This is a genomic window from Parafrankia irregularis, from assembly GCF_001536285.1.
In the GTDB taxonomy this organism is placed as follows: Bacteria; Actinomycetota; Actinomycetes; order Frankiales; family Frankiaceae; genus Parafrankia; species Parafrankia irregularis.
Genome location: NZ_FAOZ01000048.1, coordinates 15,693 through 37,700, shown reverse-complemented (window position 1 = coordinate 37,700; position 22,008 = coordinate 15,693). Strand labels below are relative to the sequence as shown.

At 72.4% G+C, this 22,008-nt stretch carries 31 protein-coding genes; 6 read left to right on the top strand and 25 right to left on the bottom strand.

Features of this window, described 5'->3' with window-relative positions:
* Positions 1-891: 891 nt before the first annotated feature.
* The 22 genes from AWX74_RS41025 to AWX74_RS36470 all read right to left on the bottom strand — a co-directional run bounded on the left by AWX74_RS41025 (position 892) and on the right by AWX74_RS36470 (position 15,230).
* Complete coding sequence (locus AWX74_RS41025) at positions 892-1,404, bottom strand: DUF4326 domain-containing protein (protein ID WP_207550494.1); 513 nt, start codon at positions 1,402-1,404, stop codon at positions 892-894.
* Between the two features lie 58 nt (positions 1,405-1,462).
* Positions 1,463-1,855: a hypothetical protein gene (locus AWX74_RS41020; protein ID WP_207550493.1), complete on the bottom strand. Its 393-nt coding sequence runs from the start codon at positions 1,853-1,855 to the stop codon at positions 1,463-1,465.
* A 2-nt stretch (positions 1,856-1,857) separates the two neighbouring features.
* The gene (locus AWX74_RS36555; protein ID WP_091286405.1) at positions 1,858-3,135 is read right to left on the bottom strand and encodes a hypothetical protein; all 1,278 of its coding nucleotides are present in this window, start codon (positions 3,133-3,135) and stop codon (positions 1,858-1,860) included.
* A gap of 271 nt (positions 3,136-3,406) precedes the next feature.
* Positions 3,407-3,583 carry a toxin-antitoxin system HicB family antitoxin gene (locus AWX74_RS36550; protein ID WP_193209980.1) on the bottom strand — a complete coding sequence of 59 codons (177 nt, stop codon included), beginning with the start codon at positions 3,581-3,583 and terminating at the stop codon, positions 3,407-3,409.
* A 281-nt stretch (positions 3,584-3,864) separates the two neighbouring features.
* Complete coding sequence (locus AWX74_RS36545) at positions 3,865-4,296, bottom strand: DUF3307 domain-containing protein (RefSeq protein ID WP_242666584.1); 432 nt, start codon at positions 4,294-4,296, stop codon at positions 3,865-3,867.
* The gene (locus AWX74_RS36540) at positions 4,293-5,204 is read right to left on the bottom strand and encodes a DUF5131 family protein (protein ID WP_091286398.1); all 912 of its coding nucleotides are present in this window, start codon (positions 5,202-5,204) and stop codon (positions 4,293-4,295) included. Before AWX74_RS36540 ends, AWX74_RS36545 begins: the two co-directional genes overlap by 4 nt.
* Positions 5,201-5,779 carry a DUF6197 family protein gene (locus tag AWX74_RS36535; protein ID WP_091286394.1) on the bottom strand — a complete coding sequence of 193 codons (579 nt, stop codon included), beginning with the start codon at positions 5,777-5,779 and terminating at the stop codon, positions 5,201-5,203. Before AWX74_RS36535 ends, AWX74_RS36540 begins: the two co-directional genes overlap by 4 nt.
* Positions 5,776-6,006: a hypothetical protein gene (locus AWX74_RS36530; RefSeq protein WP_091286390.1), complete on the bottom strand. Its 231-nt coding sequence runs from the start codon at positions 6,004-6,006 to the stop codon at positions 5,776-5,778. Before AWX74_RS36530 ends, AWX74_RS36535 begins: the two co-directional genes overlap by 4 nt.
* The gene (locus tag AWX74_RS39315) at positions 6,003-6,155 is read right to left on the bottom strand and encodes a DUF1059 domain-containing protein (protein WP_114476456.1); all 153 of its coding nucleotides are present in this window, start codon (positions 6,153-6,155) and stop codon (positions 6,003-6,005) included. Before AWX74_RS39315 ends, AWX74_RS36530 begins: the two co-directional genes overlap by 4 nt.
* Positions 6,155-6,298, bottom strand: coding sequence for a hypothetical protein (locus AWX74_RS40480; protein ID WP_165615948.1), 144 nt, complete (start codon positions 6,296-6,298; stop codon positions 6,155-6,157). Before AWX74_RS40480 ends, AWX74_RS39315 begins: the two co-directional genes overlap by 1 nt.
* A 79-nt stretch (positions 6,299-6,377) precedes the next feature.
* On the bottom strand, positions 6,378-7,409 hold the full coding sequence (locus AWX74_RS42205; protein ID WP_278184686.1) for an NUDIX hydrolase: 1,032 nt from the start codon (positions 7,407-7,409) through the stop codon (positions 6,378-6,380).
* Between the two features lie 41 nt (positions 7,410-7,450).
* The gene (locus AWX74_RS36520) at positions 7,451-9,940 is read right to left on the bottom strand and encodes a P-loop NTPase family protein (RefSeq protein ID WP_091286387.1); all 2,490 of its coding nucleotides are present in this window, start codon (positions 9,938-9,940) and stop codon (positions 7,451-7,453) included.
* A gap of 104 nt (positions 9,941-10,044) precedes the next feature.
* Positions 10,045-10,362 (bottom strand): hypothetical protein, encoded by a 318-nt coding sequence (locus AWX74_RS36515; protein ID WP_091286385.1) that lies wholly within the window; start codon positions 10,360-10,362, stop codon positions 10,045-10,047.
* 118 nt (positions 10,363-10,480) lie between these two features.
* On the bottom strand, positions 10,481-11,347 hold the full coding sequence (locus tag AWX74_RS36510; protein WP_091286382.1) for a hypothetical protein: 867 nt from the start codon (positions 11,345-11,347) through the stop codon (positions 10,481-10,483).
* A 1-nt stretch (position 11,348) separates the two neighbouring features.
* On the bottom strand, positions 11,349-11,627 hold the full coding sequence (locus AWX74_RS36505; protein ID WP_091286379.1) for a hypothetical protein: 279 nt from the start codon (positions 11,625-11,627) through the stop codon (positions 11,349-11,351).
* A gap of 44 nt (positions 11,628-11,671) precedes the next feature.
* On the bottom strand, positions 11,672-12,121 hold the full coding sequence (locus tag AWX74_RS36500; protein ID WP_091286374.1) for a hypothetical protein: 450 nt from the start codon (positions 12,119-12,121) through the stop codon (positions 11,672-11,674).
* Positions 12,122-12,263: 142 nt separating this feature from the next.
* Entirely contained in the window at positions 12,264-12,539 is a 276-nt protein-coding gene (locus AWX74_RS36495) for a hypothetical protein (protein WP_131799637.1), read from the bottom strand.
* Positions 12,529-13,557, bottom strand: coding sequence for a hypothetical protein (locus AWX74_RS36490; RefSeq protein WP_091286368.1), 1,029 nt, complete (start codon positions 13,555-13,557; stop codon positions 12,529-12,531). Before AWX74_RS36490 ends, AWX74_RS36495 begins: the two co-directional genes overlap by 11 nt.
* On the bottom strand, positions 13,554-13,919 hold the full coding sequence (locus tag AWX74_RS36485) for a hypothetical protein (RefSeq protein ID WP_131799636.1): 366 nt from the start codon (positions 13,917-13,919) through the stop codon (positions 13,554-13,556). Before AWX74_RS36485 ends, AWX74_RS36490 begins: the two co-directional genes overlap by 4 nt.
* Positions 13,916-14,581 carry a hypothetical protein gene (locus AWX74_RS36480; RefSeq protein WP_091286362.1) on the bottom strand — a complete coding sequence of 222 codons (666 nt, stop codon included), beginning with the start codon at positions 14,579-14,581 and terminating at the stop codon, positions 13,916-13,918. Before AWX74_RS36480 ends, AWX74_RS36485 begins: the two co-directional genes overlap by 4 nt.
* Positions 14,578-14,985, bottom strand: a complete 408-nt coding sequence (locus AWX74_RS36475; protein ID WP_091286358.1) for a hypothetical protein — start codon at positions 14,983-14,985, stop codon at positions 14,578-14,580. Before AWX74_RS36475 ends, AWX74_RS36480 begins: the two co-directional genes overlap by 4 nt.
* Positions 14,982-15,230, bottom strand: a complete 249-nt coding sequence (locus tag AWX74_RS36470) for a WhiB family transcriptional regulator (protein ID WP_091286357.1) — start codon at positions 15,228-15,230, stop codon at positions 14,982-14,984. Before AWX74_RS36470 ends, AWX74_RS36475 begins: the two co-directional genes overlap by 4 nt.
* Positions 15,231-15,389: 159 nt before the next feature.
* Here AWX74_RS36470 and AWX74_RS36465 point away from each other — a divergent pair, with 159 nt between their 5' ends.
* Both AWX74_RS36465 and AWX74_RS36460 read left to right on the top strand, forming a co-directional pair.
* On the top strand, positions 15,390-16,259 hold the full coding sequence (locus AWX74_RS36465) for a GntR family transcriptional regulator (RefSeq protein WP_165615946.1): 870 nt from the start codon (positions 15,390-15,392) through the stop codon (positions 16,257-16,259).
* The gene (locus tag AWX74_RS36460; protein WP_091286351.1) at positions 16,256-16,810 is read left to right on the top strand and encodes a GNAT family N-acetyltransferase; all 555 of its coding nucleotides are present in this window, start codon (positions 16,256-16,258) and stop codon (positions 16,808-16,810) included. The genes AWX74_RS36465 and AWX74_RS36460 overlap by 4 nt, the downstream gene beginning before the upstream one ends.
* Positions 16,811-17,117: 307 nt before the next feature.
* Here AWX74_RS36460 and AWX74_RS40475 read toward each other — a convergent pair whose 3' ends face one another.
* On the bottom strand, positions 17,118-17,258 hold the full coding sequence (locus AWX74_RS40475; RefSeq protein WP_165615945.1) for a hypothetical protein: 141 nt from the start codon (positions 17,256-17,258) through the stop codon (positions 17,118-17,120).
* Positions 17,259-17,668: 410 nt separating this feature from the next.
* Entirely contained in the window at positions 17,669-18,454 is a 786-nt protein-coding gene (locus AWX74_RS36455) for a ParA family protein (protein ID WP_242666585.1), read from the bottom strand.
* 207 nt (positions 18,455-18,661) lie between these two features.
* On the opposite strand from AWX74_RS36455, the gene AWX74_RS36450 reads away from it, so the two are divergent.
* The 3 genes from AWX74_RS36450 to AWX74_RS36440 all read left to right on the top strand — a co-directional run bounded on the left by AWX74_RS36450 (position 18,662) and on the right by AWX74_RS36440 (position 19,766).
* On the top strand, positions 18,662-19,063 hold the full coding sequence (locus AWX74_RS36450) for a hypothetical protein (RefSeq protein WP_091286346.1): 402 nt from the start codon (positions 18,662-18,664) through the stop codon (positions 19,061-19,063).
* Positions 19,064-19,131: 68 nt separating this feature from the next.
* Complete coding sequence (locus tag AWX74_RS36445) at positions 19,132-19,389, top strand: hypothetical protein (RefSeq protein ID WP_091286342.1); 258 nt, start codon at positions 19,132-19,134, stop codon at positions 19,387-19,389.
* Complete coding sequence (locus AWX74_RS36440; protein WP_193209985.1) at positions 19,386-19,766, top strand: PIN domain-containing protein; 381 nt, start codon at positions 19,386-19,388, stop codon at positions 19,764-19,766. Before AWX74_RS36445 ends, AWX74_RS36440 begins: the two co-directional genes overlap by 4 nt.
* 80 nt (positions 19,767-19,846) lie before the next feature.
* On the opposite strand, the gene AWX74_RS36435 is transcribed toward AWX74_RS36440, so the two are convergent.
* A complete protein-coding gene (locus tag AWX74_RS36435; protein ID WP_242666583.1) occupies positions 19,847-20,518 on the bottom strand; it encodes a recombinase family protein in 672 nt (223 codons plus the stop codon).
* A gap of 219 nt (positions 20,519-20,737) precedes the next feature.
* Here AWX74_RS36435 and AWX74_RS36430 point away from each other — a divergent pair, with 219 nt between their 5' ends.
* Complete coding sequence (locus AWX74_RS36430; protein WP_091286336.1) at positions 20,738-21,970, top strand: EAL domain-containing protein; 1,233 nt, start codon at positions 20,738-20,740, stop codon at positions 21,968-21,970.
* The last annotated feature ends 38 nt before the right edge of the window (positions 21,971-22,008 follow it).

The following is a 22,008-nucleotide window of genomic DNA, read 5'->3' as shown; positions in this document are numbered from 1 at the left end:
GGCTGACACCGTTCCTGACCTGGGTTTCAGGGTGTTAGCGGCCTTCCGGCCGAAACCCCCGAGAACCGGCCCTGGGCGTCTTCCGGCCCCCTCCGGGTACAGCCGCTAACGCCATCGACAACCCGTGGTCGGCGGAGATGCCAGCAGAGCGGCCCAGCGCGACGCTGGGCTCATGGCGAAGTCAGGGAAGTCCAGCAAGGGCTCGCGTGGGTCGACCCCCATGACCCCCCGGGCGGCATCACGGATCCAGTCCGCGGGCGACCAGCGGCCGGCCAGCAGCCGCACCGGCCAGACCCGGTTCGGTTCCCGCGCGCAGTCCAGCGCCGCGCGCAACACCACCGGCGACCGCGGCCGTTCTTGACCCACTCTGGTGCCGGGGCCAGGCCGACCTGGCCCCGGCACCTCACCGTGGCGCCCCCGGCACCTCACCCTGACACGGCGCCCGGGGCCGTGGATGTAGACCCTCTGTGCCCTGACCATCCCGGGCGTCCCGATCCCCAGATGTTGAGAACGCGCGTTTTCGACACCCTCAGATCGCTAGCACGCCTGTTCTCGCTAGCAGGGTGAGCTGCTAGTTCTAGCAGCCCGGCTAGCAGCCGAGACCCGCTCTGACCTGCGCTCTAGCAGCCTAGAGGCCCTTCGACGAACCCGCCGAAAACCGGCGCTGGGCTGCCTCTCGGCCCCTCCCGCGACGCAGCCGCCAGGACCACCCAGCCGCGCCTTGCGGGTAGCGGTAGCGGCCTGGCGCACCCCGCACCCCCGCCGCCGGCCCAGATCGGGTCACCGCGGCCACCGAGGGGCTACCGCTACCCGCTCGTGGACACCCAGCTCGGGCTGGGGTTGGCGACTGCGGTCCGGGTAGCGGCGCCGCTACCCGCCCGGCGCCGCGCGCTACCCGGACCGGTGGGCGAGCCGGGCCAGCACGTCGCCGTGGCACGGGGCCGGGGCGCACCAGCAGCCCAACGCCCGGCCGCGCAGCTCCCCGACGCGGGCGAGGAGGTCCGGGCGGGTCTGCAGGTGCCGCTCGTAGGCGGCGATCGCCTCGGCGCGTTCCTGGCTGCTGGCGCCGGGGTGCAGCCGGTGCGGGTTGCCCCAGATCGTGTCCCGGCCGATCCGGACGAGACGGCCGGTGTCGGCGAGATGGCGCAGCAGCGGGCCATACGGCTGGAACAGGCCGGGCAGCCGGACCACGACCGTGCCGCCGGCGGCCAGGCGCTCCAGGAGCACCCCGTCCGTCGGTCGCAGCCCGCCGGGGCCGTCGGTCTGGCCACCGTCGTCGAACAGGCCCAGTTGCACGGGCGGTGCGGCGACGCGGCGAGCCGCTGAGCGGGCCGCAGCCGGTTCCGCCCTACCCGGCACACCCGGGCGGGGGTGATCGGCGCTCAGCGTGGCGTACGGGGGCACGGTTATGCCCCCGTGGCGTGACGTAGTCGGACCGGTGCGTGCATGAGCCTGGCTGTGCTCATGGCTTGTCCGGACTTGTGTGGGATGGCCAGTAGTCAATGATCGAGTCGTGGGCTGCGTCCCAGCCTGGTGGGTCTGAGGCGGCCGCCGCAGAACAGAGGCAGTTCGGGGGGTGTCGGTCCGTAGCGAAGTACACCGCGATCGCCAGCGCCTGGTCCTGGGAGACGGCCCAGGCGAGTTCGCGGGACTCCTCGATCGTGGCGGGGGTGGAGGCGCTACGCCGTCGTCCTGCGCGGGCCGAGTCCCACCCGGCCACGGCCACGCCGTAGGCGGCCGCCTTCGCCTGGCACAGCCGTGCCTCCAGCTCGTCGACGCGTCGCTGCAGCGTGTCGCGTTCCTGGACCACGCGGACGTACTCGGCGGGCGGGATGGGGTGGGACGCATCGCGCATGCTCACGCGGCTCCTCCAACACGTTGGGCCACAGCGGTCTCCAGATCGGCCAGGGACGGCCGGACAGTCCCGTCGGGGTGGGTCGGGGTGGGTCCGGACTCCACGGGGGTCTCAGGAGCCGGGATGGGGGTCTCGGAGACCACCGGGGGCAGCGTCTCGGCGTGGATACGGATTCGATCAACATCATGATCGTGTGCGGCGTAGGTCGTGTCGAGCAGACCGGCGATGAAGGCGGGGGTACGCCGTGAGCGTTGGTAGACCTCGCTGGTCGCGATGACTGCCGCGACCAGACGGCCGCGCAGCACCGGGCCGAGCGCCTCGTCGATCGCTTCGCGTCGGGTGGTGGTGCCGGTCGCGGTGGCGACCTGGTGGCGGTCGATCGCCTCCCGCTGGCGGGCGGCGTTGCGTTCGGCGGTGACCTGGGCGAGCGCGGGCGGGAGGTCGTCGGCGTCGAGGACATGCCGGAGCAGCCCGGCCGGGGACGTGATGGTCCCGCGATCCCGGGCGGCGGCCGTGCGGGCGTGCACGTGCCGGGTGATCTCGCCAGGGGTGTAGCCGGCGGCGAGCAGCTCCACGACGCGGCCGCGGACCGCCAGCCCGCTGCGCGGGCCACCCCGGACCATCCGGGTGATCTCGGTGACGACCCGGGTCGTGTCGTCGTTGAGGCGGGTTCCTCCTCCTCCCACGGACACCGGCGGCAGCGGCGGCTGCGCGGCCAGGCCGGCGGAGGAGGAATCTTCCCGTTCCCTTCCCGTATAGAGGGGGGTCGCCTGACCCCCCCGATTCCGGGGTTTCGGGGGGGCGGCCTGACCCCCCCCAACGCCATCGGCCGGGGCCGGTTTCGGGGCCGGGTTCGGGGGGGTCGCACGGCCCCCCCCAACGAGGGTTCCGGCGGCGGTCACCATGGGCAGACCGACCCGGCTGGGTTGGCCCTTGACCGTCGACGGCAGGTAGACGATCAGGCCTCGCTGGCCCAGCGAGCGCAGCCGGCGGCCGCACTCCTTGGCGTCCGGCTGGCCGTCCCCCGTCGTCAGCCCGGCGACGATCGCGACGTCGGCGACGTAGACCTCATCCCACAGTCGGGTCCAGGACACGACCAGGCCGTGCACGGCCAGCAGGACGGCGTACTCGATCGGTGGCAGCCGTGGCCGCGTCCCCGCGGCGGCCAGGCTCACCGCTCGCCACGTCCGCATCACCTCGGCGCCCGGGTCCCGGTCCTCGGTGGCCCGGCCGTGGAACATCACGGCCTGCGTCGCGTCCGTGATCGCTGGGCCGCTCATCGCACACCACCGCCCGCGACCAGGGCGGGAGAAACGACCATCGGTGTCGGGTCTGATGCGGGGTGTACCGAGGGTCTGGCATGGGCGGTAACACGTCCGAGCCATTCCTCGGACGCAGTCGCCACCACGCCCGTAGGCATGGCAATCTGGAAGAGCACACGAACTCCTTGGCGGGAGAGAAGTGGGCGACAAGCGGGGGCACCCGAGGTGGCACTCGGGCCCCGCGCATACGTGAACGAGGGCCACGCTGGCTGGCGTGGTCCTCGTTGCGTTAGCTGGCCATCTGGACGTCCTCCTGGTCGCTGACGGAGGTCGTGTCCAGGTCGAGCAGGGGCGGAGCCTCGCGCAGCACGAGCTCCTCCAACCATCTGTTGAACGTGACGCCGGCGGCCGCGGCCGCCGCTTCGGCGCGCGCCTTCACCTCGGGTGATGTCCGGGCTTTGATCAACGCGGATCGGCGGTGTGACCGGCGGTTGGTGGTCGGATGGTTGCCCACCGGGCATTGCTATCGCATCCCGCAAGGCATGTGGTGAACGTGGGTACCCATGCGGCGTGTCGGGCGTGTCGGGCCTGGACAGGGCTGTGGCCCGACCCCCGGTTACGTCGGGGGTCGGGCCACAGTTGTTCTGGCGTGGGGGATTCATGCGCCCTTCACGGGTCGGCGGGACAGGTGCTGTCGGAGGGGCCGGGCCCACTGGCAGATCACTGGTGGGCCCGGCCGGGGGTGTGTCAGGACAGGGCGGTGGCGGCCAGGGCGGCGGCCCACAGGCAGGCGACGTGCAGTGCCTGGTCGGCCACGTACATGCCGTTCATGCCGTGGCTGGCCGTCGCGGCGAGGCCTGGGGAGCCGGTGCGCTCGAGGAGCCAGCGCACCGGTGCGCGCCGGTCCCACAGCCCGTGGCTGGCCACCGAGATCGCCAGCCCGGCGGCCGCGCCGGCCGGTGCCAGCGGCAGGTCCAGCACGGCGACCGCGACGGCGACCATGACCACCTGGGTGAAGTGGTAGCCCGCCAGGTGCCCAACCAGTGCGGCCCAGCCGACCGGGCCGCGGTCGGCTTTGTGCTCGGCGAGCCAGTCGGTCTGGCCGGTGAGATGGTCGCCGAGCTGGTGGGCGGCGTAGCCGGTCGCGAACAACGCGGCGAACATCGCGGCGGCGATCACCGCGACACCGCCGGCGCGGTGGAGGGCATCTGCTCCCAGATGCGGCCGTCCAGCTCCCGGCCGCCGGACTTGGGGGTGCGGCCGCCCCACTGCTTGAACAGGAACGGCACAGCGGCGGCTGTGCACTGGTCGCGCAGGGCACGGGCCCAGTCCGGATCGGCCGGCCTGGGGGTGGGGCCGGACTCGCCGCCGGCGACGACCCAGTCGATCCCACGCCGCGCGCCGAGGTGACGCAGCCAGTCCCGGACGACGGCCAGGTCCCCGGGGCTGGCCGGGACCGGACCGCACAGCCGGCCCGGGAGCCCCAGCCAGCGGGTGAGGTCCACCGGGCCCAGCAGCGGCTCGGCCGACACCCAGCGCACCGCGGCGGGGGTGTCCAGCAGCTGGGGCAGGCGGATGTCGGCCCACCGCTGGTCCTCGGCGCTCACGCCGAGCCACACGTTCGGCAGCGGCAGCACCAGCTGCCCGGGCCACCCATCGGCGTCGAGCACGGCCTGGACCAGCGCGGCGAACCCCGGCCAAGACAGCAGCGTCCGCGCCCGGGCCGGCCGCTTGGTCAGCACCTGGTAGGTGTGCTGGGGAGTGGCGGCCATGACGGCGAAAACCCTGGCGATGTACTCATCGGTGACATCCCGGTGGAACAGGTCGCTCATCGAGTTGACGAACACCCGCCTGCCGCGCCGCCACCGGTGCGGCAGGTCCAGCGCGGCGGCGTGCATCGCCACCCCGAACCCCGGCCCGGATGTCCGCGGGTCACCGTCGGTCTGGTACTTCGGGCTGCCCATCGCCTTGAGCCGCCCAGCCAGCGTCAGGGCGTAGCAGTGATCGCACCCGGCCGAGACCTGGTCGCAGCCCGTCGTGGGGTTCCAGGTCGCCTCGGTCCACTCGATCCCGCTGCGGTCACTCACCGGACCTCACCCGCCAGCGAGCGCACCGCGGTGAGCAGCAGCTCGGCGACGTGGTCCGGGGTGACACCGGCGGTGGTCTGCCACAGGGTGAGCAGATCGCCGGCGTCGTGGACGGTGGGGTCGGCGCCGAGCGCGGCGGCGAGGGCGTCCTCGGCGTCGTACAGCGCGAGCAGCAGCCGCTCGTCGTCCGGCAGCTCCAGCGGGTGGACACCGGCGGCGAGGTGCAGCGAACCGGACAGGTCCACCCGGCCGGCGTCGTCAATCACGTCGTCAGGCGTCCACCCCCGGTCCGCGAGGGCGACCAGGCCGCCGGCGAGCAGCGCCGCGGCGGTGACCGTGACCCGGGTGGCCTGGTAGAGCCCGGCACCAGCACGCAGGTCCGGGCCCAGCCGAGTCACGGTGCCGTCCTCGATGCCGGTGTCCAGCTGGGCGTACACCCACGCCTCGCTGTGGCCCAGCGCGGCCGCGGCCGCCGGCGCGGTCAGCCCGGCCGGGGTGTGCAGCGCGAGGTCCAGCAGCCGGGCCGCGTCGGTGTCGGTGAGCGCGGCCGCGCTGGTGGTGGTCTGGGTGGTCATGCCAGCTCCATGTCTCGTGCGGTCGGGTAGCCGGTGGAGGTCCCACCGGCGAGGGCGACCCGCGGCCGCCGGCGCACAGCCACCGGCGCTGGTGCCGGTGCCGGTGCCGGGGCCGCGACGGGCTCGGCCGGGGGGGTCACCCCGCACTGGTGCGGGGCGGTGGCGGCCGCCAGGACGGTGGGGTAGTCGGCGGTCCAGCCGCAGGTGCAGGACACGGTCGCGGTCACCGCCGGCCCGTCCCGCCGTTGCCGCGGGCGGTGCTGCGGGTGAGGGAGCCGTGCACGACCTGGGCGTGCGTGGCCTGGGCCTGGGCGAGCGCCGCGTCGGTGGGGGCTTTCAAGGTCAGCCCGCAGTCGGTGCAGGTGCAGCTGGCCATCACACGGCCCCCTGATGGTGGGTCGGCAGGCTGGTGACGCAGCGGGTGCAGATCAGCCCGGAGTAGGGGCCGTGGGTCGGGCAGGTCGAGCTGTTGGTTGGGTTCTGGTCGCCGGCGGCCGCCGGCGCGATGATGGGTGTCATCGCCTCTCTCCTGATGGGGATGGGTGAGGGCCCCGGCGCGGCGGTGCTGTCCAGGCTTTGCGCCGCGCCGGGGGCGCACTCAGCGGGCCGTCGCGTCCGCGTCGGCCGTGCCGACGTCGTCGTGCTCGTGCTCGCTGGTGTCGGTGAGGAGCTCGGCCAGGGTGACGCAGCCAGCGAGGCCCAGCGCGTCGCGCAGGATCCGCTCGTGGTCGAACGCCAGCCCGTCGCTGAGGGCCTGCGTGATGGGCACCCAGCGGGCGGCGGCCGCGTCGTCGCCGGCGGTCGGGGTGCCCGGGGTGGTGAGCTCGGTCAGGAACGCGTGGGTGACGTAGTGGCCGCGGGGGTCCCGGCCGGGGGCGTCGTAGGTGCCGACGTCGTCCAGCAGCCGCTCGGCGACGACGATGCCGGTCTCCTCCGCCAGCTCCCGGGCTGCGGCGGCGGGGATGGACTCGCCTGGGTCGACGTGGCCGCCGGGCAGTGCCCACAGGCCGGCGTACGGGTCGTGGCCGCGACGGACGAGCAGCACATGGGTCTGCCCGTCGAGCTGGGCCAGGGCGACGACGTCGGCGGTCAGCCGAATGTCGGACTCGTCCGGTGTGGTGTCACCGAGCGCGTCGCGCAGGATCGGCCCACGGGCCTGGATCGAGGCGCGGTCCGCGCGGTCCTGCCAGGCCAGGGTGAGGAACAGGCGGGTGCGGTGGCGCAGCAGGTCGGCGGCCTGCCGGGCCAGGCGCGGTACCAGGACACCCAGGCCGTCGGATGTCGTCGCGGGCCGGTCGGAGACGTAGACAACCGTGGCGCCGGGGGTGAGGGGGCTGGTGTCGCCCTCCGTGAGGGAGTAGATCGCGCCGTCGGGTCCGAGGCCGATCCAGCCGCCGTGCCCGTCGGCCCAGGAGCGGGCGCTGGCGGCGTCTTCCTGCGCGGTGGCGGGACGCAGCCGGCGGACGCCCCGCCCGTACATGGCGGGGGTGTAGAGCCAGCCGTGGCGGGTCGGTGGCTGGGCGCGGTGGGGGCGCAGGGCGTTGTCGGTCAGCTCGTCGACGGCGAGGGCTGCGACGGCGGCCGCGCCGATGCTGAGGGTGGCGTCCCGCAGCGTGGTCAGAGGGATCACGGTCGTGTCCTTTCGGTGGTGGTGCGGTGGGGTCGGGCGGGTCAGTGGGTGGCCACGGTGGGCCGTGTGGTGGGGGCGTAGCGGCCGTGGCCGGCTTTGGCGATCAGGCCTCGGTCGATGAGGACCGCGACGACGTCGTGGAAGTGGCGGGCGGAGACGCCGGTGGCGGCGATGACGGAGGCCTTGTCGGCGGCGCCGTCGCGGATGGCGCCCAGGACGGCCTGGGCGTGGGGGGACAGATCGGCGGTCGCGTGGGTGCGGGTCGCGGCCGGGGCCGGGACGGCGGCCGGCGGCGGTGTGGGCTGCTGGCGGGGTTTGCCGATGAGCGGCTGCCAGACGGTGCGCAGGGTGGTGCCGGTGGTGGTGGTGCGCTGCGCTGGCGTGCGGACCGGGGCGCCGGTGGCGTCGAGCAGCTGCGCGGCCGGTGGGGTCCACAGCTGCCCCTGGCGCTGCTGGGCGATGGTGGCCATGCGGGCGGCGAGGGCGGGGTCGTCCGCGGCGATCTCGGCAAGCAGCGCCGGGTCGACCTCGAACCCGCCGAACCGGGCGGCGAGGCTTTCGGCGGCGGCTTCCTCCACCGCGGCGTGACGGCCGGTGTAGACCTTGCCGAACTTCTTCTCCAGCTGGTGGCGGACGGAGGCCTCGACCTGCAGCGGTGCCGGCAGGGCCTGGTAGTAGGACTCGAGCACCGGTTCGGCGTCGAACGCGCGGCCGAAGCCGTCCCGGCCGGCGGCGGCGTCGCCGACGTAGTAGGCGAACCCGCCCTTGGGCAGCTTGCGGGCGTCCCCGGAGAACGTGGCGATGATGTTCTGGCCGATGTTGCTGGGCAGGCGCATCACGACCGCGTTGACGTTGATCATGTTCAGGCGCATGGACTCCAGGCCCCCGAACACCTTGATGTCGGAGTACTGCGAGGCCAAGATCACGCCGATGCCGGCCTTGCGGTAGGCGCGGGCGATCCGGTCGACGATCTCCGCATTGCGGGCGGCGTTCTCCCTGCCGACGATCTTCGGATCGAAGATCATGTGACATTCGTCGATGATCACGAAGAGGGCGGGCATCCGCGGGGAGATCGCGTGGACCTTGCCGCGGTCACCGCCGACCAGGCCGTTGTTCTCGGTGCGGATGGCGCCGACCATGTCGACGGCTTCGAGCAGCGCGGTGATCCGCCCGCCGCCGGTGCCGGTGACCGCCCAGTCGGCGTACTTCGCCAGGGTGGGCAGCGAGGACCCGTCCTGGGGGTCGATCATCCAGACGGTGGCCAGGCCGGTGGACAGCAGCGTGAGGCACAGCTGTTCGATCAGCCGGCTCTTGCCGGATCCGGAGGCGCCGAACAGGACTCCGGAGTAGGCGCCGCGCTTGAGGTGCATGGCTTCCCAGGGCATGAGCTGCCCGTCGGGCCAGCGACCCCAGTGGATCAGGCCGGTGTCGGGGTCGTAGCAGGCCTGCGGGCCGGGGTAGTCCAGGGAGCCCATCGCGCCGCCGCGGTCCAGGGTGAAGGTGACCCAGGCCAGGTGCTCCCCATCGGGATGGGTCTCGACGTCGATCTGGCCCTGGGCCATGCCCATCCGGCCGGCGACCTGGTAGGCGCGGGCCTGCAGGATGAGGCGGTTCTGGCCGGCGGCCCGGTTCAGCACGGCGAGGTACTTCTCCCCGTGGGCGATCTCCTGGCGGCCGGTCAGTTCGGCGCCTTCGAACAGCCCGCCGGGGCCGCCGATCCAGGCGTCCCACAGCTGCACGACCAGAGGCCGCTGGTCTTCCACCTCGACCGGTGCCGGCGGGGTCTCCTCCTCGACCGGCGGGGCGGGGATCTCGGCGGGCGGGTCGGGGATCCGGACCCGGTTCCAGTAGGGGGCGGCCAGGGCGTAGCCGCCGGCCCACAGCACCGCGGCGCGCCACCCGCCGGGGCCGGTCATGCACGCCCAGACGGTCCAGGTGGCGCCGGCGGTGGTGACCAGGACGGTGTACCGGTAGCGCCGGGCCCGGTCGGCCCAGCCGGCGGTGCGGCCCCGGGCCCACCACCACACGACCGCGAGGGCGAAGTAGATCCCGGACAGGGTGTAGCCGCCGTTCGGGACCATCTGGCCGGCGGCCGCGGCCGCCCACAGCAGGCCGATCACGGCGAACGGGGCGGCCTGCGCGCGGACGCGGAGCACCCGGCCGCGGCGGCGGTGCAACGCCTCGTGCGCCGCGGCGCGTAGCGCGACCGCGCGGCGCTGGTGGGCGTCGGCGACGGCGTGCAGCTCGGCGGCGCGGTCCGGGTCGTCGGCGGCGGCCGCCGCCGCGGCGCGGGCCTTCGCGGTGGCCTCGGCGGCGCCGTTGACCAGGCGCATGACCAGCGGGTCGTTCTGGGCGCGGGCGGTGTCGGCCTCCAGCCGGGCCGCGGCCCGGGCGGCGGTGTCCGCGTCGATCGCCGCGCCGACCATCGCCGCGGCGGTGTCGGCGTCGCCGGTCGCGGCGGCCGCGGCGAGGATCGCCGCCGGGGTCGGCGCGGACCGGGTCCGGCGTGTGCTGGTGCTGGTGGCCGTCACAGCGGCTCTCCTCTCCTCGGACGGGGCGGTGGTGGGGTCCGGCGGTCTCCGCACGGCCCACCCCGACGGATCGGGGTGGGCCGCACAGGCACAGCCGGGCCGGACTAGCCCTGGCCGTAGAAGGCGCTGTCGCGCGCCACCGCGTCGGCGCCGCCGGCGGCCGCGACGGTCTCGGCGACCGCCTGGTGCTCGCCGAGCAACCTGTCCAGCGCGAGGGTGAACAGGCCGTGGGCGGCGGTCAGCCCGTCGCGGGCGGCGGCGATGTTGCCCACCACGTCGTCGTCGTTCAGTTCGACCTGGGCCAGGCCGGCGAGGAGGACCTCGAGCTCGGTGTCGGTGGTGTGGCTGATGTTGCCGGTGAGCGCCTGCAGGTAGGCGATGGCGCCGGGCAGGTCGATGATCTCCGCGGACTGATCGGTCATGACGTCCTCCAGGTGGGGGTGTGGGGCTGGTCGGGGGATGGGGTCGGCCGGGGCTGTGGAGGGCCGCGGCAGCGCGGCGGGTCGGGCCGCGGCTGCCAGCGGAGGACCTGTCGGCGGGTCACGGGGTGGGCTTGCGCAGCGAGGCCCAGGCGGCGGCCGCGGGCTGCTCCCACACCGCGTCCACCCGCTGACCGGTGCTGTCGGTCACGTCCGCGGCGATCGGCTTCCCCGCCGGCGGCGTGGTCGTGGTGGGCGCGGGGTCCTCGATCACGATCACCACCACCGGCTCCTCGACCACCGGCTCGGCGGGTGGGGTGTCCAGGTGGGAGCGGTGGATCCGGGCGCCGCTGTCGGTGGTGACCAGCGGGTCGTCGACGAAGCCTCGGTGGCCGCAGACCGTGCAGCGCGGGGGCAGGTGGGAGCGGTGGACGGTCTGCCCGTGCTCGCTGGTGACCAGCGGGTCGTCCGCCTGGCCGCGCTTCCCGCAGACGTCGCAGTGGGGCAGCAGTTCGTCGTCGGCGAGGTGGGACTGGTGCACGGTCACCGCCCCGTTGGTGACCAGCTGGTCGGTGTCGGTCCCGGGCTGGCCGCAGATCTGACAGGTCGGCGCGGCCCCGTCTGGTGCTGTCCCCGCGGCGTCCTGTGGGTTGTGGCCGCGGCGTTCGGTGTGACGCCGGACCCGGGTGGCGCGCCGCTCGGCACGGGCGTAGCGGCGGCGTTCCCGGGCCAGGTGGATCCGGTCGCCGTACCGGTCGTCCGCGGCCTCCCGCCCGGCGTGGAACGCCTGGGCGAGCAGCCAGCCGAGCAGGCCCAGCGTGGTGCCCGCGCCGCGGGTGGCGTAGCGGGCGACCTCCTCCGCCTCCGCACCGGCCCGGGAGCCGACGACGATCGGCCGGCCCTTCACCGCGGCGACGATGTTCGTCGCCGCCTCCACCGTCGTCTTCCAGAACACGTACAGCAGGTACAGCGCGATCAGGCCCTCCATGTCACGCCGCCACGGTGGAGAAGCCGGACAGCAGTGCCATGGCCTGGCCGTAGGCGAGCTGACCGATCGGGGTCAGCTGGAACACGAACGCGGCCAGCACGACCGCGAAGACGTGGGCGACCTTCAGCTTGTCCTTCTTGATCAGGACGAAGACGAGCCAGCCGAAGCCGATCAGCGCCAGCATCGTCACGACGCCGCCGGTGACCCCACCGGAGATCGCGGATGCCTGGGTCGTCGCGGCCAGCAGCTCGGTGTGCGGGGTGGTGGGCGTGGGGGTCATGGGACAGGTCCTCTCTGAACACAGGGACACGGGAAGATCACGAATCACAGGAAGATCACGAAGATGAGGAGGAGGAACAGGACCGCCCCGACCCGGCCGGGACGGGCGGCCAGCCACGCGGCGCCGTAGCAGGCGGCGGTCGCGGCCAGCACCGCCGTCGTGACCGCCGGGTGGGTGCCGCGCTCGCCGGCGACGTCCGCGACGTCGGCCAGCGCCGGGGGCCGGCGGTGATGGGTGGCCAGCCACCGCTGGACCCGGCCCTCGCCCGGCCCGGCGGTCCCCTCCGTCCACAGCACCCGGGCACCCAGGCCGCCGTGCAGCAGCCAGGCCAGCCGGTAGGCGGCCCCCGCGGTCGGCACCGCCACGACCATCAGCCACACCACCGCGACCCGCCGCAGCCGCAGCGCGTACCCCGCGCACCACGGCCCGGTCGCGATGTACCGGGCCATCCCGGCGACCTCCGCCGGCGGGGCGGCGACCGCCTCGGACTCCAACAGCCGGCTACGGACCGTGGCCGTCCAGGGGGCCGGCAAAGTGCGGGAAGTGCGGTGTACCCTCACGCGCGCGGGCGCGTGTTGCCCCTCCCCCGCGGCCGCCTCGAGTGCGGCGATCGCACTCTCCGCACTTTCCGCACTTTCACCCACGGTGAGCACCCCCCGGGGTGGCGGTGGCGGCCTGGTGGAGCTGGTCGCCCAGCTCCACCAGCACCCGCGCCGCCGCCTGGGCGACCTCGGCGCGCCGCGCCGGGGGCACCGCCGGATCCGCGAGCCCGGCCCGCAGGTAGTCCCACGCCGCCCCGGCCGCCTCGGCCGGTGTGGTCGCCGCCGTCTGCCGGGACACCAGCCGCACCTGCCGGCGCTCCCACCGGCTGGCCAACGACCGCCGCCGGGCCGTGGTCGGGTCAGTGCGCATGGCCGGCACCCACCAGGTCCTCGGTGCCCCCGGACAACGCCGCGGCGATCCGCACCGGGTCCCGCTCGGGATCCGCCGGCGCCAGTGCCGGTGCCGCCGGGACGGTGATCAGTTCGGGTGAGGCCGGCACCCAGCCGGTCAGCTCGTCCGCCTCACCGGCGATCCGGGCGGCCTCCGCCGCGCGGGCGGCCCGCACCTCGCGGAGCACCCGAGCGCCGTAGTTCTTCGTCCCGAACCGGCGATCCAGCTCCGCGCCGCTGAGCTCCGCCTCGGGGTCCGCGTCCAACTGCGCGTTGATGTAGGCGGCGATCGCCTCGCGCTGCGAGACAGGGGCCTTCTGCGTCTTGTTCGCGCCGGCCCGCCGGGACCGAGACGACGGCGAGACATCCGACCGAGACGCCACCGGGCGAGACCGAGACACGGATGGGGCCGGCGTCTCGGTCACCGTCTCGTTGGTTGTCTCGCTGACCGAGACGACCGGCGGCGGTGCCGTCTCGACCGTGCGGACGATCGGGGGCGCCGCGGGAACGACCGCCGACGCGACCGCGGTCCGCTGCGGGGCTTCCGCCTCGGCGGCGGCCCGCGGGGCCTGGGCGACGTCCGCCTGGTCCTCGTGGTCGCCGTGCGGGGTGCTGACCTTCAGCAGCGACACCAGGCCGAACGCGATCACCGGCCAGATCGCCATGATCTGCACCCACTGGCCTGGATCGTCCTGCAAGGCGTCCGCGCCCGCGGCCTGCAGGTTGCACGCCCCGGAGAACACGATCGCCGCGAGCAGCACGACCACCGGCCAGAAGATCGACACCCCGTGCCGGCGGCAGGCCAGGATCGCCGCGCCGGCCGCGATCGCCATCAGCTCGCCGGTGCACGCGAGCATCCACGACGCCCACTCCGGCTGACCCGCCCACCGCGCCACGTCGTGCACGTGGACGAACGCGACCGCGAACACCCCGGCGCCCAGCGCCGCGGGCAGCACCGTGAGCGCGGCCCGCTCCCACCGCGCCGGCGCCGCGCTCACCGGGACACCCCCGGATCCGCCACCGGCGAGGCGGCGACCCGGCGGGCCTGGTCCACCACGACCTGGGCCGCGCGAACCGCCACCAGCGAACGGGCCGCACCCACCGCACGCGCCGCGGTCTCCCGCGCGCTCAGCGCGGCCGCCAGCGCGACGCGGGCCTGCTGGGCCACGCTGGCGTCGATCAGGTCGCCGCGGGCGACAGCGGCCGCGTAGGCGACCAACGCCTCCGTCTCCGCCTCGATCGCCGCGGCGTACGCGCGGGCGGCCCCAGCGAGCTCGGTCTGGGTCTCCTGCCAGGTCGCCCACGCCCGGCCCAGATCCATCACCGTGTCAGTGACCAGCAGGTACGGGCCGGCGGTCATGCCACCCACCCCGCACCCAGCACCACGACCGCCACCGCCAGCAGCAGCGGGATCGCCCGGCGACGCAGGTAGTCCAGCCAGTCGTGGAGGCGGTCGGGGGCCGTCGGGTCCAGCAGATCGGCGGTGGGCCGGCCGATCTCACGGACCAGCCAGCCCCCGGCCGCCACCGCCACCGCGTCCGGCACCCCGCCGGCCAGAGGCATCCAGGTCGCCACCAGCCCATCGGGCACGGCCAGCACAACCGCGACCCAGCAGGCCATCCAAGCCGCGCAGATCGACACCCAGTCAGCCGCCACGGCCAGGGCGGACCGCAGCCCACCCTGGCGCGACGCCTCCAGCGCGGACAGGTCCCAGCAGGTGACCAGCCGGTCCCCCAGCCAGTCCCTCACCACCGCCGCCAGCTCCTGGTGCTCGGCCTCGTCCACCGCGTCCGTGGCGAACTCGACCTGCATCACCCCGGCGTCCGGCTGGGGCCACACCGCCACCGCGACCGGGCACTGGCCGACCAGGCCGTGGCCCGTCCAGCCCTGCCGCGGGCTGTCCACCGCCACCACGGTGTCGATCTCCAGATCGAGACCGGACGCCGTGAGCCACCACAGGTCCTCCGCGCCCAGCAGCTCGGGGCGGACCTCGAACACCGTCGTCCACGCCGTCGCGATCATGAGGCCACCGCCTGACCGTGGTCGGCGTCGTGGTCGGCGTGCCGAATCGCCCAGGCGATGTCCATCAACCGGGCGTCGGCCGTCCGCAGCCGGGACGGCGGGTAGGCCAGACCCATCGCCGCGAACGCCCTGGAGCACAGGGCCATAGCCCGCGTCGCGACCCGTAGCGCGGTCTCGCTCTCCGCGCCGCCGGCGGGCGACGCGAGCGTCACCGCCGACGCCACGGTGGCCTCGGACGCCTCGGACAACGCCCGCGCGGCCAGACGAAGCAGATTCCTGGCCCGGGGGGTCTGCATGGCGTCGGCGGTGACGCGCAGGATCTCGTCCAACCGCGCGACCTCAGCGAGATAGACGCTGTGCGCTTGGTCCAGCCGCTCCTCCGCGGCAGTGATGGGGGCGGTCATGACGTCCTGACCCTCAGACGCTCCCGGCGCTTCAGCGCCCGGCGCTCGTCCTCGGACAGACCACCCCAGACACCGGAGTCCTGCCCGGTGTCCAACGCCCAGTTCAGGCAGTCGCTCGTGACCGGGCAACGCCTGCAGACGGCCTTCGCCTCTTCGACCTGGCGCTCGGCCGGGCCGGTCGTACCAACAGGGAAGAAGAGTTCCGGGTCCTCATCGCGGCACAGGGCACGGTGACGCCAATCCATGATCAGCGCACCCCCCCGGCCAGGTCAGGACGGCGGAGAGTCGGGAATCGGGCAGGATTGCCCATGGGTCTGACCTCCGGTGCAGTCGGGGGCGGATCCCTCCGGCCAGTGTTGCGATCACTGGCCGGAGCTCTCATCACAGTCATTGCAATGACTGTGATGAGCATCGTGACCCGTCAGCTCCAACCGGTCAAGGGCTCTGAGTACATTCATGGCCATGACTTTTCGGGAGGGGCGATGACACCGGCTCGGCGACACGTGCCTGCGTACCAGCGGGTCGCAGATGACCTGCGCACTCGGATCGAGGCGGGAGAGTTCGGCGAGACAGGCCGTCTCCCAACGGAGCCGCAGCTCCAGAAGCAGTACAGCGTGTCGTCGACGACTGCCCGCAACGCGGTGAAGAGGCTGGCGGCGGCTGGAATCGTGGAGACAATCCACGGGTCAGGTACGTATGTGATAGATCATCAACTTCTGACGATCTACGCGACTCACAGCGAAGATCTTGATCGTCGGGAGGGGATCACCGCTCAGGACTCATGGATGACGGATGTCCTGGAGGCGATGCGTCGACCGAGCCAGCGCTTTGAATGCCTGAACGTTCCCGCGACTGCCGATCAGGCGACTCTGCTCGATGTTGAGCCGAACGCTCCGCTGGTAATGCGACGTTGTTGGCGCTCAGTCGACGACGTCCCAGCCTCAATCGAGGCGTCGATCTTCCCCCGCTGGCTGGTAGATGAGATCCCCGAGCTGGCCTCACCACACGACATCAGCCAGGGCACCACATCGTTCGTGGCGGAGCGCGGGCACCCGATGCGGCTGCACCGGGACTACCTGTCCGGGCGTCCCCTGACGGCAGTGGAGTCCGGCTTCTTCGAAGCCCCCGCTGGCGTATTCGCCTTGATCAGGCAGCGGGTGTCCTACGAGACGCCTGGCGGCAGGGTCCTCCGCGTCACCGAAACCGTCTACCGTTCGGACATGCATCGAGTCGTCTACGACGTCGCAGGCCGCGGCAACGAGCGTCACCCATGACCCCCACGCTCTACCTGCGTGGGGCGGTGCCGGACGACGCGGACACGATCCTCCGCTGGCGTCGGGAGACTGCGGCCCGGCTGATGACGTTGCACGGCACCGATCAGTGGTCGACGCCGTTTCCACGGGAGAAGATCGTCGCTTGGATCGACCAAGGTGCGACCGTCATGGCCGCGCTCGAGCCCGGTGGCCCTGCCGTCGGGACGATCACGACCTCGCCACACGGCGATCCGTCCTTGTGGACGCCTGAGGAACTCGCGGTCCCTGCCCGGTACGTGTTCAAAGCGAACGTTGCCCCAGGCCTCGGCGGCCGCGGAATCGGAGCATGTCTCATCACCTGGACCCAGACACGGGCGGCCAAGGCGGGCGCTGATGTCGTTCGTATCGACGTCTGGTCAACGAACCACCAGCTCCAGGAGTACTACCGCCGTGCTGGTTTCACCTACCTCCGGACTGTTCCAGGTACCAACTCCGGAGCCCTGTTCGAGGCACCCGCGACGATCACTCCGGATCTGCCCATCGTGGAGTCGGACGACGTTCGAGTGGCATGAAGGTCGCGAGCTCACGGCCAAGATGTTCTGAAAGATCCAGCTTCATCGGGGTGGGGCGCCAGCCCCACCCTTTGGGCGGAGCGTCGTTAAAAACGAACGTTTTGAACTCGCCACCGCGATTATCATCGCCGAATCAAGATCTGATGTCAGCCTCTCTGCCGCGGCACGCGCACCGCGCCCACGGCCCGCAGCCGCCAGGCTCGGGCCACGCATCGTCCAAGCGGGTTGACCACAGCCCGCACCGATGCTGCTCGGACGACCGATGCGCGGCCCGAGCCGCGCATCCCTGGCCAGGCGGCTCCACAGGTCATGTCAGGCCTTCGGCAGCGATAGCAGAGTAGCCAGCATTTCCGCTGGCGGAAATGCTGGCGCTTTTGCCGCGCTGGCGACGCTCGTGACGGTCGAACCATGCCGCCAGAGCCTCCTCCACGATCTCCTGCGGTCCCATGCCCGCTGTCTCCACGGCAGCGGTGAGGCGAGCGTCTGTCTCGGCCCTGATACGGACAGAGAGGGCTACGCGCCGGGGACCGGGGGGGCGGCCGCGCCGGCGCGCTGGCCTAGGTGCTGGCTGTTCTGCCAGCTCTGGTGCTATCTCGTTGCCATCACCAGAGCTGGCGGACCTGCTGTCTATCGTGCTGGCGTGAGCGCTGGCAGTATCGCTAGCGGAAGAGTCAGCATCCGAGCCAGCTTTATTGCTAGCTTTTTCGCTAGCAGATTTGCTGGCGTTCTCGCCATCATCTTCGGATGCTTCTGGGCGAGGGCGCGACGTGGGAACTGCAGGAATGACGGCCGGATCTGTGTAGGCGTCGCCCGCCTTCTGTAGCCGGCCACGGCCCTGCTGGATGAGCGAGCGGGCCATCAGTCCCCCTTGATCACGATGTCGAGCACAGAGCCGTATGCGGATGCCAAGGTCCGGGCCTCGCGGCCCGGTGCGCTCGTGATGGGCACCGACGCGGTGCGGGCCTCCTCACGTACCGCGTAGTGCGGGATGCGTGCGTCGAGAAGCAGATCGGGGTAGGTCTCGGCGAGTTGACGGTCCAACTCTTGGTGGATCTGCCGGACCGGCCGAGGCGTGATGCTCCGTACGATCCCCGCCACCTGCAGATCGGGGTTCGGGCCGCGTTGGATGTGTCGGACCGTCGTCATCGCCTCGCCGGCCCCGATGTACCCATCGAGGGTCAGGGTCGCGGGGATCACCACCACGTTTGCGGTGACCAGCGCAGCCCCCGCGAGCCGGCCGCCGGCTCGCGGGGGAACGTCGATGACGACCAGGTCCACGTCGATGACTCCTCGCACGGCGCGGGCGAGCCGGTGCTCGAGGCCGATGGTGGCGTCGACCTCCCGGTGGGACAGAGCCCGCTCGGCGGCCAAGACCCGCACCAGATCTGGCCATGCTTCGCCGGCGGGGGAGAGGGCGTCCTGAACCAGCTCGGCCGCGTCAGCCGGGTCCGGGTCGTTGGGGTCGATGAACAGGAGGTCGTTGACGGAGTACGCCGGGCTGTCGACGCCGAGCTCATCCGTCAGCGTGTGCCGCGGGTCCAGATCGACGGCTAGGACCCGCATCCCACGCGCGGCCGCAGCCGCCACCAGCCCGGACGCCAGCGCCGTCTTCCCGACGCCGCCCTTCTCGCTATAGACCGCCACCGTCGTCAACGCCATCTCCCTACTTGCTCCACCCGGACATCGTCTGGCCAGAGTCTGGCGCCATGGCCAGCACGGCGGCAAGCATCTTGCTTGCATATCCGCAAGCGAAAATTCTGCTCGCCAGGGCGGGCTTCGCCGTGGCCTGGCGATGGTCCTTCGGCGCGCCGTACCGATGACCAGCGCACCGGTCGAACCGAGGATGTCGGAGTGACCGAAGTCGAGCTTCCTGCCCTTGCCGTGATCGCTGGCGATTGCATGACGGAGCTGGAGGCGAGCAAGTGGAAGTGCGGGCGTGGCAACCTGGCAGCTGTACTGCTGGGGCTGGTTGTTGACGGGCTCGGTACCTTCCTCGCCAAGGCCGACTGGACTCACGGATGGATCGGCGTAGGGGACACGGTCCGTCTCGAGTGGGCAGGCGGTCCTACGGTTGCCGCCGTCATCGACTATCTGATGCCAGCCGTTTTTGAGGGAGAGCTCTGCGGTATCCCGGGCCTGCGCCGGGGACGCGTGGAGGAGAGTTCTGCAACCCTGATCTGGCTGGCCGCGTCGCCTACTCGCCTCCATCTCACCTGGCTGCCGGCGCCCGGCAGCGCGGCCGCCGCCGGGTAGCCGAGATCCGATACGGGTACGTCCGCGTACCCGTATCCTGCGGGGGAGTGGATCGGGAGGAGGCCGTGGTGGCGGATGCGAATGTGCGGATTCCGGCGGAGGCGCGGGATCGGCTGGCGGAGGTGGCGGCAGCGGAGGGGTTGTCGTTGCGGGCGTATCTGGCCCGGTTGGCGAGCACGCTGCTGACGCCGGCGGAACGTGCGGAGCGTGCCGAGCGGGCGCGGGTGGTGCTGCGGGAGTGGAGCGGCTACGACCCGACGGAGGAGGAGGCCGCGCAGGCCCGGGCGGAGCTGGACCGTCGGCTGGCGCGGGCGCTGGGGCGGTGAGCGCCGCGCTGCACGTGGTGCTGGATGACACCGCGATGGTCTCGGCCGGGCACGGCAACAGGTTGGCCTCCGAGCTGATTCACCTCGCCCACACCGAGCCGGGGCATTTCCTGTACGCGCCGGCGTGTGCGCTGGTGGAGGCGGACCGGGCCAGGCCGGGGACCGCCGAGCACATCGCCGCGCTGCCTGCGGTGACGATCGTGGAGCTGGACCTGGCGGCCGCGCTCGCGGTGGCCCGTGATGAGGGCTGGGCGCCGGCGCATGTCCGGTACGCGGCCGAGCCCACCCCGGAGCGTCCCGAGGGTGCGGTGATCGCGACGGCGGCGCCGGACCGGTGGGTGGGCCAGCCGGTGCGCCTGTTGGATCTCACTCCGTGAGCTGGTCCGGCGTCCCCAGGGACGCCGGACATCTTGGGGTGTCGGTAAGAAACGCGTCACCAGGTGCAAACGGCGGTGATCTAGCTGGCCTGCGGCGAAGCGGCGAGCTGGTGGCGGGTCCGGCCGGCGGCGCGTAGCTCGCGCAGGTCCGGGATGTGGTTGTAGAGGGTGCCGGGGCTGACACCGAGGAGCTTCGCGATCGAGGTGACGCTGGCGTCGGGGTTGGGGAGCATGTCGCGGGCGGCGCGGATGATCTCCGGTGTGGCGACGGTGGGCCGTCCGCCGACGCGGCCGCGTTCGCGGGCGGCGGCCAGGCCCTCGCGGGTGCCGGCGACGATGAGCTCGCGGATGAACTCGGCCAGCGCGGCGAAGACGTGGAAGACGAGCCGGCCGCCGGGGGTGGTGGTGTCGAGGTTCTCGTGCAGCGAGGTGAACCCGATGCCACGGCGGCGTAGGTCGCCCACGGTCGTGATCAGGTCTTGGAGGGATCGGGAGAGCCGGTCGAGCGCGGGGACGACGAGCGTGTCGCCGGGCTGGGTGAAGGCGAGGCATGCGGCGAGTTCGGGGCGGTCGGTGTCGCGGCCGGACTGCTTCTCGGCGAAGATCCGCCGGCAGCCGGCGGCGGTGAGCGCGTCGAGTTGGCGTTCGAGGTTCTGCCCGCCGGTCGACACCCGGGCGTAGCCGATGCGGATGTGGGTGAGCACCGCCGGCTCGGCGGCGAGGAGCTCGGTGGGCTCGAAAGCTGCGGTCACGACCGCGATCATCTCAGGAAACGGTCTGTCGACGGTTCTTGACGGTGCCAGTTTTTGAAGGAGTTTTTGACGACTCCGGGGCCCTTGTCGATCTTCTCGGGCAGATCTTCAGGAAACGATCCTTTCTTGAAGATCGAATTCAGGTTTGTTGTCAGCGGGCGGGTATGGGGAGAGGACAGGCCGTCATTGGCTTGTCGATCTCGCGAGGGGGCGAGAGCGATGGCTACGAAGACCTTCGGTCCGCCGACCGAGGCGGTGCTCGCGCCCGACCAGAAGGTGCTGGATCTTCTGGACGTACTTCGTCGGCATCTGGACATGGATGCCGTGTCGCTGAGCATCTGGGAGGGCGATCTGGCCGTCACCCAGGTTGTGAGCGGGGACGGCGCGAGTTTCGGTCTTGCTCCCGGGGTGACGGTCACGCGAGGACGGCAGCTGTCCCGTGAGATTCAGGACGCCAGAATCCCCCTGGTCATCGGCGACGCTCGCAGCGAGCCCCAGACCGCCAAGTCGAACATCATCAAAGATCTCGACATCGGGGCGTACGCGGTCACTGACCTGTCCGACGCGCAGGGCGAGCCATACGGCCTGCGCGCCTGCGTGGCCCACCGGCCTCGGCCGGGGCTGGCGCCCCGTGAGGGCCGCTTCCTGGGCCTCATCGCGTCGTTCCTGCAGGAGTTCCTGATTGATCTGCGCAGGCTGTGGGAGACCCGCAGCGGCGTGTGGCGCTGTATTAGCCGTCTCATCGACACCGGCGGCCCACGGATCGTCTACCAGCCGATCGTGCGGATGGCGACCGGGCAGGTGACCGGGGTCGAGGCGTTGTCCCGCTTCCCCGCCGACTGCTTCGGCCGTACCCGTGACACCGAGGGCTGGTACGCGGACGCTCGCGCCGTTGATCTCTACTCTGAACTGGAGACGATCGCCATCAGACGGGCCCTCGCCGCTCTCCCTGACCTGCCTCCGGGAGTGAAGCTCGCGGTCAACGCCTCGCCCAGCACCGTCGCCCACGGTCTACTTCCCCTGACACTCGACCTGCCCGACCCCAGCCGCCTCATCGTCGAGGTGACCGAGCACGAGCGGTGGGCGGACACTCCGGACGCCATCGAGGCTGTCAGGCTGCTGCGTGGAACCGGCGTGCATATCGCCGTCGACGACGCCGGCACCGGCTACTCCGGACTCGAGCAGCTCATCGCGCTCCGACCGGACATCATCAAGCTCGACCACACCATCACCCGCGGCATCGACCGCGACCCCGTGCGCGCCGCGCTCGCGGCAGGCCTGGTTGTCCTCGCCGGAAAGATCCACGCAAAGGTGATCGCGGAAGGGATCGAGACCGTCGAGGAACATGACGCCGTCCTCGCGGCCGGCATCGAGCTGGGACAGGGCTACCTGCTCGGCAGACCAGGCCCCCTCGCCACCGCCTGCGCGACCAGCCGTGACCAGACGTCCTAGAAAGGGACCACGGCGCGGGTCCTTTCCGACTGGGCCTC

Excerpts from the sequence above, each read along its gene's own strand:
- AWX74_RS41020 (WP_207550493.1), bottom strand. The coding sequence starts at position 1,855 with ATGCGCGATGCGTCCCACCCCATCCCGCCCGCCGAGTACGTCCGCGTG.
- AWX74_RS36555 (WP_091286405.1), bottom strand. The coding sequence starts at position 3,135 with ATGAGCGGCCCAGCGATCACGGACGCGACGCAGGCCGTGATGTTCCAC.
- AWX74_RS36535 (WP_091286394.1), bottom strand. The coding sequence starts at position 5,779 with ATGACCACCCAGACCACCACCAGCGCGGCCGCGCTCACCGACACCGAC.
- AWX74_RS39315 (WP_114476456.1), bottom strand. The coding sequence starts at position 6,155 with ATGGCCAGCTGCACCTGCACCGACTGCGGGCTGACCTTGAAAGCCCCC.
- AWX74_RS40480 (WP_165615948.1), bottom strand. The coding sequence starts at position 6,298 with ATGACACCCATCATCGCGCCGGCGGCCGCCGGCGACCAGAACCCAACC.
- AWX74_RS36515 (WP_091286385.1), bottom strand. The coding sequence starts at position 10,362 with ATGACCGATCAGTCCGCGGAGATCATCGACCTGCCCGGCGCCATCGCC.
- AWX74_RS36510 (WP_091286382.1), bottom strand. The coding sequence starts at position 11,347 with ATGGAGGGCCTGATCGCGCTGTACCTGCTGTACGTGTTCTGGAAGACG.
- AWX74_RS36505 (WP_091286379.1), bottom strand. The coding sequence starts at position 11,627 with ATGACCCCCACGCCCACCACCCCGCACACCGAGCTGCTGGCCGCGACG.
- AWX74_RS36495 (WP_131799637.1), bottom strand. The coding sequence starts at position 12,539 with ATGCGCACTGACCCGACCACGGCCCGGCGGCGGTCGTTGGCCAGCCGG.
- AWX74_RS36485 (WP_131799636.1), bottom strand. The coding sequence starts at position 13,919 with ATGACCGCCGGCCCGTACCTGCTGGTCACTGACACGGTGATGGATCTG.
- AWX74_RS36480 (WP_091286362.1), bottom strand. The coding sequence starts at position 14,581 with ATGATCGCGACGGCGTGGACGACGGTGTTCGAGGTCCGCCCCGAGCTG.
- AWX74_RS36475 (WP_091286358.1), bottom strand. The coding sequence starts at position 14,985 with ATGACCGCCCCCATCACTGCCGCGGAGGAGCGGCTGGACCAAGCGCAC.
- AWX74_RS36470 (WP_091286357.1), bottom strand. The coding sequence starts at position 15,230 with ATGGATTGGCGTCACCGTGCCCTGTGCCGCGATGAGGACCCGGAACTC.
- AWX74_RS36465 (WP_165615946.1), top strand. The coding sequence starts at position 15,390 with ATGAGCATCGTGACCCGTCAGCTCCAACCGGTCAAGGGCTCTGAGTAC.
- AWX74_RS36460 (WP_091286351.1), top strand. The coding sequence starts at position 16,256 with ATGACCCCCACGCTCTACCTGCGTGGGGCGGTGCCGGACGACGCGGAC.
- AWX74_RS40475 (WP_165615945.1), bottom strand. The coding sequence starts at position 17,258 with ATGGGACCGCAGGAGATCGTGGAGGAGGCTCTGGCGGCATGGTTCGAC.
- AWX74_RS36430 (WP_091286336.1), top strand. The coding sequence starts at position 20,738 with ATGGCTACGAAGACCTTCGGTCCGCCGACCGAGGCGGTGCTCGCGCCC.